General features: G+C 54.3%; 12 protein-coding genes. 8 read left to right on the forward strand and 4 right to left on the reverse strand.

Features of this window, described 5'->3' with window-relative positions:
* The first annotated feature begins 84 nt into the window (after positions 1–84).
* Complete coding sequence (gene msrA, locus ABGA49_RS10680; protein ID WP_088237280.1) at positions 85–729, forward strand: peptide-methionine (S)-S-oxide reductase MsrA; 645 nt, start codon at positions 85–87, stop codon at positions 727–729.
* A 180-nt stretch (positions 730–909) separates the two neighbouring features.
* The gene (locus tag ABGA49_RS10685; RefSeq protein ID WP_061498351.1) at positions 910–2,244 is read left to right on the forward strand and encodes a hemolysin family protein; all 1,335 of its coding nucleotides are present in this window, start codon (positions 910–912) and stop codon (positions 2,242–2,244) included.
* Positions 2,245–2,319: 75 nt separating this feature from the next.
* On the opposite strand, the gene ABGA49_RS10690 is transcribed toward ABGA49_RS10685, so the two are convergent.
* Positions 2,320–2,526, reverse strand: a complete 207-nt coding sequence (locus tag ABGA49_RS10690; protein ID WP_008501430.1) for a DUF1107 domain-containing protein — start codon at positions 2,524–2,526, stop codon at positions 2,320–2,322.
* Between the two features lie 324 nt (positions 2,527–2,850).
* Between ABGA49_RS10690 and ABGA49_RS10695 the strand changes: the two genes are divergently transcribed.
* Complete coding sequence (locus tag ABGA49_RS10695; RefSeq protein WP_061498354.1) at positions 2,851–3,408, forward strand: YtfJ family protein; 558 nt, start codon at positions 2,851–2,853, stop codon at positions 3,406–3,408.
* Here ABGA49_RS10695 and cysQ read toward each other — a convergent pair.
* The gene (gene cysQ, locus ABGA49_RS10700; RefSeq protein ID WP_061498356.1) at positions 3,398–4,138 is read right to left on the reverse strand and encodes a 3'(2'),5'-bisphosphate nucleotidase CysQ; all 741 of its coding nucleotides are present in this window, start codon (positions 4,136–4,138) and stop codon (positions 3,398–3,400) included. The two genes, ABGA49_RS10695 and cysQ, sit on opposite strands and share 11 nt — an antisense overlap.
* Positions 4,139–4,329: 191 nt before the next feature.
* On the opposite strand from cysQ, the gene ABGA49_RS10705 reads away from it, so the two are divergent.
* Positions 4,330–6,273, forward strand: coding sequence for a bifunctional 2',3'-cyclic-nucleotide 2'-phosphodiesterase/3'-nucleotidase (locus tag ABGA49_RS10705; RefSeq protein WP_088237279.1), 1,944 nt, complete (start codon positions 4,330–4,332; stop codon positions 6,271–6,273).
* Positions 6,274–6,340: 67 nt separating this feature from the next.
* On the opposite strand, the gene ABGA49_RS10710 is transcribed toward ABGA49_RS10705, so the two are convergent.
* The gene (locus ABGA49_RS10710; protein WP_061498360.1) at positions 6,341–6,733 is read right to left on the reverse strand and encodes a helix-turn-helix domain-containing protein; all 393 of its coding nucleotides are present in this window, start codon (positions 6,731–6,733) and stop codon (positions 6,341–6,343) included.
* Between the two features lie 84 nt (positions 6,734–6,817).
* Here ABGA49_RS10710 and ABGA49_RS10715 point away from each other — a divergent pair, with 84 nt between their 5' ends.
* From ABGA49_RS10715 to ABGA49_RS10725, 3 genes are all read left to right on the forward strand, one after another.
* Complete coding sequence (locus ABGA49_RS10715; protein ID WP_061498363.1) at positions 6,818–7,666, forward strand: SDR family oxidoreductase; 849 nt, start codon at positions 6,818–6,820, stop codon at positions 7,664–7,666.
* A gap of 83 nt (positions 7,667–7,749) precedes the next feature.
* Positions 7,750–8,574 carry an AraC family transcriptional regulator gene (locus ABGA49_RS10720; protein ID WP_061498366.1) on the forward strand — a complete coding sequence of 275 codons (825 nt, stop codon included), beginning with the start codon at positions 7,750–7,752 and terminating at the stop codon, positions 8,572–8,574.
* A gap of 75 nt (positions 8,575–8,649) precedes the next feature.
* Positions 8,650–9,618 carry a DMT family transporter gene (locus ABGA49_RS10725; RefSeq protein WP_061498369.1) on the forward strand — a complete coding sequence of 323 codons (969 nt, stop codon included), beginning with the start codon at positions 8,650–8,652 and terminating at the stop codon, positions 9,616–9,618.
* 45 nt (positions 9,619–9,663) lie between these two features.
* Here ABGA49_RS10725 and ABGA49_RS10730 read toward each other — a convergent pair whose 3' ends face one another.
* Complete coding sequence (locus ABGA49_RS10730; RefSeq protein WP_347665586.1) at positions 9,664–11,319, reverse strand: methyl-accepting chemotaxis protein; 1,656 nt, start codon at positions 11,317–11,319, stop codon at positions 9,664–9,666.
* Positions 11,320–11,592: 273 nt separating this feature from the next.
* Between ABGA49_RS10730 and ytfE the strand changes: the two genes are divergently transcribed.
* Positions 11,593–12,258 (forward strand): iron-sulfur cluster repair protein YtfE, encoded by a 666-nt coding sequence (ytfE, locus tag ABGA49_RS10735; RefSeq protein ID WP_061498372.1) that lies wholly within the window; start codon positions 11,593–11,595, stop codon positions 12,256–12,258.
* The last annotated feature ends 30 nt before the right edge of the window (positions 12,259–12,288 follow it).

The raw sequence follows: 12,288 nt of genomic DNA on the forward strand, positions 1-12,288 counted from the left end.
TAGTCTGTTTATGGTGCTTATTGTGTTAAAACACGCGCACCGTTACAACCTTAACCGCAATTTGACCCGCCGGGAGGTTCCACCGTGAGTCTGTTTGATAAAAAAGAGCTTGTTTCTCAATCGGATGCATTACCCGGACGCAATACACCGATGCCAGTCGCCAGTTTACATGCCGTTAACGGGCATTCAATGACCCATGTTCCGGAAAACATGGAGATTGCCCTGTTCGCCATGGGGTGTTTCTGGGGCGTTGAACGCCTGTTCTGGCAATTACCGGGCGTGTACAGCACCGCGGCAGGATATACCGGCGGCTTTACACCGAATCCTACCTACCGTGAAGTGTGTAGTGGGCAGACCGGCCACGCTGAAGCCGTGCGCGTGGTGTACGATCCGAAGGTGGTGAGTTACGAACAGTTGTTGCAGGTGTTCTGGGAAAATCACGATCCGGCACAGGGCATGCGCCAGGGTAACGACCACGGCACCCAGTACCGCTCGGCGATCTACCCGCTGACGCCGGAGCAAAACGACGCTGCCCGCGCCAGCCTTGAGCGTTTTCAGTCCGCGATGCGCAGCGCCGGAGATGATCGCCAGGTCACGACCGAAATCAAAACCGCCACGCCGTTCTACTATGCGGAAGATGATCACCAGCAGTACCTGCATAAAAACCCGTATGGTTACTGCGGCATCGGCGGTATTGGCGTTTGTCTGCCGCCGCAGCTTAACCCTTAATATTTTGCGGAAATACGCCATAAAAATGGGCAAAAACTAAGCCGCTGGTAGCCTGTAACACGCTTACGCTATACTAGCTCTCGAAATTGCCGGTCCACCGCTTCGGGCCGGCTTTCATTGTGTTTACCACATGGATATTCAAAAACCCTTCCGAGGATCCGGTCAATGGCTGGATAAATTATGTTAAACAGTATCTTAGTCATACTCTGTCTCATCGCAGTAAGTGCGTTTTTCTCGTTATCCGAGATCTCGCTTGCCGCATCGAGAAAAATTAAACTTAAGTTGCTGGCCGATGAAGGCAGCATCAATGCACAACGCATCCTGAAGATGCAGGAAAACCCCGGTACCTTCTTTACCGTGGTGCAAATCGGCCTTAACGCTGTCGCCATTCTTGGCGGTATCGTCGGCGATGCCGCCTTCTCTCCGGCGTTTTACAGCTTGCTGGTCAGGGTGGTTTCTCCGGAACTTGCCGAACAGCTCAGCTTTATCATCTCCTTCTCGCTGGTCACCGGGATGTTCATCCTGTTTGCCGATCTGACGCCGAAACGCATCGGTATGATTGCGCCCGAAGCTGTGGCTTTGCGTATCATCAACCCGATGCGCTTCTGTTTATTCGTTTTCCGTCCGCTGGTCTGGTTCTTTAACGGCCTGGCAAATGTCATCTTCCGCATCTTTAAACTGCCGATGGCGCGTAAAGATGACATCACCTCTGACGATATTTACGCGGTGGTTGAAGCGGGCGCGCTGGCTGGCGTGCTGCGTAAGCAGGAACATGAACTGATCGAGAACGTGTTTGAGCTGGAATCGCGCACCGTCCCTTCTTCCATGACCTCCCGTGAAAACGTGATTTGGTTCGATCTACACGAAGATGAGCAGAGCCTGAAAAACAAGGTCGCGGAGCATCCGCACTCGAAATTTCTGGTCTGTAACGACGATATAGACCACGTTGTTGGCTATGTGGATTCGAAAGATCTGCTTAACCGCGTACTGGCGAATCAGAGCATGGCGCTCAACAGCGGCGTGCAGATCCGCAACACGTTGATTGTGCCGGACACGCTGACCCTCTCCGAAGCGCTGGAAAGCTTTAAAACCGCCGGGGAAGACTTCGCCGTTATCATGAATGAATACGCACTGGTGGTGGGAGTTATCACCCTTAACGATGTGATGACCACGCTGATGGGCGACCTGGTCGGCCAGGTGGAAGAGATGATCGTCGCCCGTGATGAAAACTCATGGCTGATTGACGGCGGTACACCTATTGACGACGTCATGCGCGTGCTTGATATCGATGAGTTCCCGCAGTCGGGCAACTATGAAACCATCGGCGGTTTTATGATGTTTATGCTGCGTAAAATCCCGAAACGCACCGATGCAGTGAAGTTCTCGGGCTATAAGTTCGAGGTGGTGGATATTGATAACTACCGAATCGATCAGCTGCTGGTGACGCGTGTCGACACGCGTACAACGCTGCTCACGCCAAAGCTGCCGGATGCGGAAGAGAAAGGCGCAGCGTGACGCGTCGCTAAAATGTCAACGGCCCCATCGGGGCCGTTTTTTTATAGTACTTAAACTACTGCATAGCACGACTGGTTAAGCCATCTCAGTTTGCAGACGCATAACCTGACGGTTGACTTCAGACATCACAGACAGGTGCTGCTTGTCTTTCACTTTCGGGACCAGGATCTTGCCTTTGTCAAACTCGAAAGCGCCAACATCCTTGATATACAACCGTCCACGGAACAGGATTTTCACGTACTTGGCCACCTGAAGTGGGTTGTAACGCTGGAAAATTTTCATTCTTTTATCTCCTGTAAAGCATTACGCCCTTGCGGTACCACAATCGGACCAGCGTTGATGAGCGCAAATTTAATGCTCAATGACTATAGTTCAGAACCGCACTGATACATAGTGTGTATAAGTTTATTTACCTTTTGATGACAATTATTCAGAATTTTCTTTTCAGTGCGTTTCGCTATGCAGTATAAATCCACATTTTTGTGCGGATATGTGCGTCCACACGCAAACTGGCATCCTGATTGCGGGAAAAACGGATTGATCGCACATATGATTAAAATGACCACTTAAGTGGTCGGATCACCTGCATAAACACAAGGAAAAACCATGACCCTACGTAAGATTCTGGCAGCGACATGCCTGTTACTGCCGCTGGTTGCTTCAGCCCATAACTTTGAAAACAACCAGCGTGTGCCGCCTGTGGGCATAGCCGACAGAGGGGAGTTGATACTGGATAATGACAAGTTTAGCTATAAAAAATGGAATAGCGCCCAGCTTCCTGGCAAAGTGCGGGTTGTGCAACATATTGCCGGTCGGACCTCTGCCAAAGAGAAGAACGCCGCGCTGATTGAAGCCATCAAAACCGCCAACCTGCCGCACGATCGTTACCAGACCACCACCATCATCAATACCGATGACGCCATTCCCGGCAGCGCCATGTTCGTGCGCAGCAGCATCGAGAGCAATAAGAAACTCTACCCGTGGTCACAATTCATTGTTGATAGTGACGGTGTGGCGCGTAAAGCCTGGCAACTGGAAGAGGAAAGCTCGGCGATTGTCGTACTTGATAAAGACGGGCGCGTGGCGTACGCAAAAGATGGCGGGCTGAGCCAGCAAGAAGTGCAGCAGGTCATTGCCCTGCTGCACACGCTGCTCAGTAAATAAAAACCCGGAAGCCGGGGTTGAGGAAGGACTCGCGGGGGGTGTAATCCAGCGAACGCCCCTGCCAGTCGTTAACGTGCGCCCCGGCAGCCACCGCAACTGCGTGACCTGCGGCCGTATCCCATACGTTAGTCGGCCCGAAACGCGGGTACAGTTGAGCTTTACCTTCCGCCACCAGGCAGAATTTCAGCGAGGAGCCGATCGCTGTGGTCTGGTGCTCACCTAACTGGTGCAGGTACTCTTTCAGTTCATCATCCGCATGAGAACGGCTGACGACCACCAGCGGTGGCCGGGCGTCGCGCACCTGAATTTGATGGTGATTGCCCGCTTCATCTTTCCACGCTTTCCCGTCAGCGGCGTAATACATCACTTTCAGCACCGGTGCGTAAACCACGCCCATGACCGGTTTACCCTGGTCAATCAGGGCGATATTCACGGTAAACTCACCGTTACGCTTAATGAACTCTTTCGTGCCATCCAGCGGATCCACCAGCCAGTAGCGCTGCCATGTCTGGCGCGTTTCCCAACCCGGTGGATCTTCTTCCGACAACACTGGAATGTCTGGCGTCAAGGCCTGCAAGCCGCGCACAATCACCTGGTGCGCCGCAATATCCGCTGCGGTGACCGGGGAGTCATCCACCTTACTGGTGACATCCATCGGTTTGTGCCCATCGTAAACCTGCATAATGGCGTCGCCCGCTTCCCGCGCGAGCCGGCAAATTGCATCTAACATTATCCACCTCTTGTCTGTTCAGTGGTTTGTAACTCGTTGTTTTACTTATATCGCATCACGCCGGAATCTGCCATCTGTGATAGTGATTGCGTTTTCTTTACCCGCTTTTATGGCAGTATTCACAATTCTGTAAGCAACAAAATGTACATAACACTTTCTTTTGTGGCCCAGATCGAAAAAGGATGCCTCTGATGATTAAGTTTAGTGTAACGCTTCTTGCCACGCTGATCGCGGCAAGCGTCCAGGCCGCGACGGTGGAGTTGCGGATCCTGGAAACCACTGATTTACATAGCAACATGATGGATTTTGATTACTACAAAGACAGTGCGACGGAAAAATTCGGACTGGTGCGCACCGCCAGCCTGATCAACGCCGCCCGCCAGGAAGTCAAAAACAGCGTGCTGGTGGATAACGGCGACTTAATCCAGGGAAGCCCGCTCGGCGATTATATGGCGGCCAAGGGACTGAAAGCGGGTCAGGTGCATCCGGTCTATAAAGCAATGAACACCCTGGATTACGCTGTCGGCAACCTGGGTAACCATGAATTCAACTACGGTCTCGATTACCTGCATAAAGCGCTCGCAGGGGCGAAATTCCCCTACGTAAACGCCAATATCATTGATGCGAAAAGCAAAAAACCGTTATTCACCCCCTACCTGATTAAAGAGACGGCGGTTCAGGATAAAGACGGCAAAGCACATACTCTGCGCATCGGCTATATCGGTTTTGTGCCTCCGCAAATCATGGTCTGGGATAAAGCCAATCTGAGCGGCAAAGTGACCGTCAACGACATCACCGAAACGGCCCGTAAATATGTACCGGAGATGCGTGCCAAAGGCGCAGATCTGGTGGTGGTGGTCGCCCACTCAGGCTTGTCAGCGGAACCATACCAGGCCATGGCGGAAAACTCGGTCTACTACCTCAGCCAGGTACCGGGCGTCGATGCGATTCTGTTTGGTCATGCGCACGCGGTATTCCCAAGTAAAGAGTTTGCCGCCATTAAAGGCGCAGATATCACCAAAGGCACGTTGAACGGCATTCCGGCAGTGATGCCTGGCATGTGGGGCGATCATCTTGGGGTCGTCGATCTGGTGATGAACAATGACGCCGGTAAATGGCAGGTTGCCGACGCCAAAACCGAAGCGCGGCCTATTTACGATGCCGCGGCGAAAAAAGCGTTAGTCGGCGAAGACAGCAAACTGGTGGCAATCCTGAAACACGATCATGACGCCACCCGCGAATTTGTCGGTAAACCGATCGGCAAGTCCGCCGACAATATGTACAGCTATTTGTCGCTGGTGCAGGACGATCCCACCGTGCAGGTGGTGAACAATGCGCAGAAAGCCTATGTTGAGCACTTTATTCAGGGCGATCCGGATCTGGCGAAACTGCCGGTACTCTCTGCCGCCGCACCGTTTAAAGCCGGAGGGCGTAAAAACGATCCCGCCAGTTTTGTTGAAGTGGAAAAAGGGCAACTGACGTTCCGCAACGCCGCAGATTTGTATCTCTACCCGAATACGCTGGTGGTGGTCAAAGCGACCGGTAAAGAGGTGAAAGAGTGGCTGGAGTGCTCAGCAGGCCAGTTTAACCGTATTGATCCGCACAGTGATAAGCCGCAAAGCCTGCTGAACTGGGACGGTTTCCGGACCTATAACTTCGATGTGATCGACGGCGTTAATTACCAGATTGATGTCACGCAACCGGCGCGCTATGACGGTGAATGCCAGAGCATCAATCCGCAGGCGGAACGCATTAAGGATCTGACATTCAACGGCAAACCTGTCGATCCCAACGCCGTTTTCCTCGTCGCGACCAATAACTACCGCGCGTACGGCGGCAAGTTTGCCGGAACCGGCGATAGCCATATCGCGTTTGCCTCGCCGGACGAGAACCGTGCGGTGCTGGCAAAGTGGATCAGTGACGAATCCAAACGCGCCGGTGAAATCCACCCGGCAGCGGATAATAACTGGCGACTGGCGCCCATTCATACTGACAGTAAGCTGGATATCCGTTTTGAAACCGCGCCAACGGATAAAGCCGCCGCGTTTATCAAAGACAAGGCGCAATATCCGATGGAAAAAGTAGCAAATGACGAGATCGGTTTTGCTGTCTATAAAGTCAATTTAAGCCAATAACAGCGGTGTCCTGTCCGGCCTGAACCGCAGGCCGGATGGTGGCGGCCGTTTTATCCGATCCACGCAGCTACGCCACCTGTTGGGCATGGTGCGCCAGCACATGTGGAACATTCAGTTCAATCCAGTCCGCCAGCGCGGCAACCTTCTCCCCCACCTGCTCACCAAGCGGGGTCAGACTATACTCCACATGCGGCGGCACCACCGGATAAGAGACACGGTTGATAAAGCCATCCTGTTCCAGCCACTGCAAACTCTGCGACAGCATCTTCTCGCTGACCCCGCCCATTTTGCGGCGTAGATCGCTAAAACGATGGGTGCCATCGCGCAGCGCAATCAGGATCAACACACCCCAGCGACTGGTCACGTGCTTGAGCACCTCCCGGGAGGGACACTGCTCTGCAAACAAGTTGCCATTGCGCACTTGCTCACTCAGCGTCAGGGGGAGAGATTCTTTTTTCATACTTACCTTTTTGTACGTACTTACTAAAAGTTAGCTAAGGTGATAGCGTACCACAACACTCACCGAAATCGAAGGAGAATACCCATGATCGCACTTACCGGCGCGACCGGCCAACTGGGCCAGTTTGTGGTAGAAGAACTGCTGAAAACCGTGGCGGCGAAACAGATTGTCGCGATTGTTCGCAACCCGGCGAAAGCCGACTATCTCAGCCAACAAGGCATCCTTGTGCGTCAGGCCGATTATAACGACCAGGCTGCGCTCACTCAGGCGCTGGTCGGCGTAGATAAACTGCTGTTGATCTCCAGCAGTGAAGTCGGCCAGCGCGCCGTACAACACCGTAATGTGATCAACGCCGCCAAAGCAGCGGGTGTGAAATTTATCGCCTATACCAGCCTGCTGCATGCGGATACCTCCCCGCTAGGCCTGCATGTTGAACACATCGAAACTGAAAAGATGCTGGCTGATTCCGGCATTCCTTATGCGCTGCTGCGTAATGGCTGGTACAGCGAAAACTACCTCGCCAGCGCGCCTGCTGCACTGGCGCACGGGGTGTTTATCGGTGCGGCCGGAGAGGGCAAAATCGCCTCGGCAACCCGTGCGGATTATGCTGCCGCCGCCGCGCGCGTGATCAGCGAAGAGGGCCATGCCGGCAAGATCTACGAACTGGCGGGCGATACCGCCTGGACGTTAAGCGAACTGGCGGCGCTGCTGAGCAAAGCGAGCGGTAAAAACGTGGTGTATCAGAATCTGAGTGAAGCCGATTTCGCCGCTGCACTGAAAGAGGTGGGCCTGCCGGAGGCGTTTGCGAATCTGCTGGCGGACTCCGATGCCGGTGCAGCAAAAGGCGGTCTGTTTGACGACAGCAAAACGTTGAGCAAACTGATTGGTCGCCCGACCACACCGATTGCCGACAGCGTCGACGCCATGCTGTAAACGTTACAGACTGGTTAATTTTTGTAGCCTCCCGCCAGGTCATCCCTAATAATAGAGAGATGGCCTGTGCGGAGGAACCCGGAGTGGAAGGCGTACCAGAACAGTTTAACGACAAGCGAGATTGCGCCCGTTTTCGTCATCTGGATTTACTGCCAGGGGTCGAGCTGTACCACGCGCATATCTCCCGTTACGCCTTTGAACCGCACACCCATGAAGCCTTCGGCATTGGCGCGATTGAAACAGGGGCCGAGCGTTTTCGTTATCGCGGCACGCAATATGTCGCCCCGGCTAACTCCGTCGTCACCATGAACCCCGATGAGCTGCATACTGGCGAAGCGGAAACCGCCGACGGCTGGCGTTACCGCATGGTCTATCTGGATCCAGCATTACTGGAGCAGGTTACCGGCATCCGCCACTGGTGGTTTAGCGATGTGACGCGTCACGATCCCTTGCGTACCCGGCTGATCTGCACGCAGATCCACACGCTTTGGCATACCGACGATCCGCTGGCACAACAGGGGATCCTGCTGAATCTGATCGACACTTTCCGCCCACTGGCACATCATGCGCCGCAGCGTGCTGAGGGGGCGCACCGTTTTGATCGTGTGCGCGACTACCTGCACGATAACTATATGCACAGTCTGACGCTGGATGCGCTGGCAAATGTCGCCGCGCTCAGCCCGTATCACTTCCAGCGCCAGTTCAAAGCCCATTTTCACGTCACCCCGCACCAAATGCTGATGGCGATCCGCCTGTGGCGCGCCAAAGCATTTCTCTCGCAGGGTATGCCCGCCGCCGATGTCGCTGCGGCGACCGGTTTAACCGACCAGTCGCATCTCACCCGCGCTTTTACCCATCGTTACGGCATTACGCCGGTGCGCTACCAGAAACAGGTCGCGCGCCGTTAATGCGCAACCTCATACAATATTCCTGCCTGTCACTTCCCTACACTGGTTCTGAACAAGAGAAAAATGGATGAGAAGATGATGAGTGGCGTGTTGTATGCCCTGCTTGCCGGGCTGTTTTGGGGGCTGATTTTTGTCGGGCCGCTGATTGTGCCGGATTACCCGGCGGTATTGCAATCAACCGGGCGCTACCTGGCATTGGGGCTGATTGCTCTGCCGCTGGCCTGGCTGGGCCGCGTGCGCCTGCGCCAGTTGACGCGCAGCGACTGGGTCACTGCGCTGTGGCTGACAATCATGGGCAACCTGATTTATTACGTCTGCCTGGCCAGTGCTATCCAGCGTACCGGCGCGCCGGTCTCCACCATGATTATCGCCACGCTGCCGGTGGTGATCCCGGTGTGTGCCAATCTGCTCTATAGCCAGCGAGACGGTAAGCTTTCGTGGCGGCGTCTGTCGCCTGCACTGGTGTGCATTGCGCTGGGGTTGGGGTGCGTAAACATTGCTGAACTGCGCCACGGTTTGCCCGATTTCAGCGCCTGGCGCTACGGTTCGGGTATTGCGCTGGCCTTTACGTCGGTCGCCTGCTGGGCATGGTATGCATTACGTAATGCCCGCTGGCTGCGGGAAAACCCGGATAAAAATCCGATGATGTGGGCCACTGCACAAGCGCTGGTAACGCTGCCCGTGTCGCTGGTTGGGTATATTGCCGCCACGCTGTGGCTCTCCGCACAACAGCCGGACTTTGCTCTGCCTTTCGGCCCGCGTCCGTGGGTGTTTATTGGCCTGATGTGTGTGATTGCGGTGTTTTGCTCATGGGTTGGCACGCTGTGCTGGAACATCGCCTGCCAGAGGCTGCCGACAGTGATTGTCGGCCCGCTGATTGTTTTCGAAACCCTTGCCGGGTTGCTGTATACCTTCCTGCTGCGCCAGAGTATGCCGCCGCTATTGACCTTTTGCGGCATTATCTTGCTGGTGGGTGGCGTGGTAACAGCGGTGTTATCAAAACCGGTGACAACCCGCGTTACGTCACTGAGTGATGCCACGTAACGCGGTGGGACGATTACCCGGCTGGTGAAGCCGGGTTAACGCGGTTTAGAAGGTTTCCCAGTTCGCTTCATGGAAGCTTTCCGCCGCTTTCACTGTCGGCATGCTGACGGGTGACCGCAGCGCGGTGGTTTTGGCACGCTGTGTGCGGTTGACCTTAAATACCGCCACGGTTTCGGTCAGGCGCGCGGCCTGCTCCTCCAGTGCGGCAGCGGCGGCGGCAGACTCTTCCACCAGCGACGCATTCTGCTGCGTCACGCGATCCATCTCGGCAACGGCCTGGCCCACCTGGTCAATCCCGCGGCTCTGCTCATCAGACGCCGAGGAGATTTCTCCCATAATATCCGTCACACGCGTTACCGCGCTGACGATCTCAGCCATGGTTTCACCCGCCTGGTGAACCAGCGCCGCCCCCGCATCAACGCGGCTGCCGGAATCTTCGATCAGGCCTTTGATCTCTTTCGCCGCCTGAGCGCTACGCTGCGCCAGCGTACGGACTTCACCAGCCACGACCGCAAAACCACGCCCCTGCTCACCCGCACGGGCGGCTTCTACGGCGGCGTTCAGCGCCAGGATATTGGTCTGGAAGGCAATACCATCAATCACGTTGGTGATCTGCGCAATTTTGCTCGAGCTGGCGGCAATTTCATCCATCGTACGCACCACGCCGTCCACGACCTGACCGCCTTTTTTAGCGGTACCGGATGCATTCAGCGCCAGTTGCGTTGCCTGGCGAGCGTTGTCGGCGTTTTGTTTCACCGTCGCAGTCAACTGCTCCATGCTGGCCGCCGTCTCTTCCAGAGAAGCGGCCTGCTGTTCGGTACGGGAAGAGAGATCGTTACTACCGGCAGAGATTTCGCCCGCACCGGTATAAATTGTGTCTGCGCCATCACGCACTACACTCACCGTTTTCACCAGTGACTGTTGCATCTCCTGCACGTTTTTCGCCAGCAGCGCCATCTCATTTTTGCCATCGGCATTAATGTTGTGCGTCAGGTCACCGGTGGCGATATGGCGAATATGTCCCATCACTTCATGCAACGGTTTCAGCAGGACGCGCTGCATCGCAATCCAGCTCATGACGATCACCGCCAGCACCACCAGCATGACAAGCCCGATGATCCACATAATGCGCTGGTAATCACGTTCGTTCTCAACGATACCTTCATTCGCCAGCACCGTCTGTGCATCACGCCATGTGCGGTAGCTTTTTTGCATCGCGGTCTGCTTCTGCTCGGCATTCTGGCGGAACATATCTTCCAGCTTGCCGGCCATCAGCAAACGGTTCATTTCCGTCAGCGTGGCATGGTAGATGCCATACTGGGTTTCCAGATCTTTCGACAGGTTCTTGTCGAGGCCCGGGGTTTCCGGAATGGCTTTATATTTGTCGAAATGCTTTTGTGCCTGATTCAGCAGTTCAGTGGCATTGTTTGCCAGTTCACTGAGCTGCCCGCCGTTAATCTGGCTGGCAGTGCTGCTTTGCAGACGCAGCATGCCGCGGTTCAGCGTCACGCGCGCCTGGTTAAGGCTGATCCAGGCATCGGTAAATTCAGAAACGTTCTGGCTGGAAACCTGGGAAACGGTGAAGTTGTTTTTATCGTTATTGAGCGCGCTGATAAACACGCCTGCAGAGATCAATTGCATGGCGCCAAGCACGAGTAACACCATGATTAACAATGTAATAACTTTAATTCGTTTAAACATCATAGGCCTATAGTAAGTGCAGGATATTGTCTGAGGTGTTTGTATCGGCAGTGCGACAGAGTTGTTTAATCTTGCAACATTCCCTTATCCGAAACTTTCCAGAAAAACCATCTGTATTCAACATGTTAACTTCGAAAGAATTTTTGTGATGAATATCACGGTTTTTTGCCTGTGAAAGGCATAAGGCCATTCCTGCTGCCCCGAAAGGGGTATATCATCGCCTAAAAGATGCATTTAAAATACAACTTATAATATCACGATGAGGTAACTGCTATGGCTTTCCGCGATCAACCCCTGGGTGAGCTGGCGCTCTCTATCCCCCGCGCCTCCGCTCTGTTCCGTAAATACGATATGGATTACTGCTGTGGCGGTAAGCAAACGCTGGGACGCTCAGCGGCCCGCAAAGAGCTGGATATTGAGGTTATCGAAGCAGAGCTGGCGAAGCTGGCGGAACAGCCAATAGACAAAGACTGGCGCACAGCGGGACTGGCGGAAATCATCGATCACATCATTGTGCGTTACCACGATCGCCACCGCGAACAGCTGCCGGAACTGATCCTGCAAGCCACCAAAGTGGAGCGCGTTCACGCTGACAAACCTAACGTGCCACGCGGTTTAACCAAATACCTGACGATGCTGCACCAGGAACTCTCCAGCCATATGATGAAAGAAGAACAAATTCTTTTCCCGATGATCAAACAGGGCATGGGGTCACAGGCGATGGGCCCGATCAGCGTGATGGAAAGCGAGCATGATGAAGCAGGTGAGTTACTGGACGTGATCAAGCACATCACGCACAACGTGACGCCGCCACCAGAAGCCTGCACCACCTGGAAAGCGATGTACAACGGCATTAATACGCTGATTGATGATCTGATGGAACACATCAGTCTGGAAAACAATAATCTGTTCCCGCGTGCCCTCGCAGGCGAAAAATAAAGGCGCCCGAGAGCGCCCTTGATTCATGGA

This window comes from Kosakonia sp. WA-90 (assembly GCF_039871955.1).
GTDB lineage: Bacteria > Pseudomonadota > Gammaproteobacteria > Enterobacterales > Enterobacteriaceae > Kosakonia > Kosakonia oryzendophytica.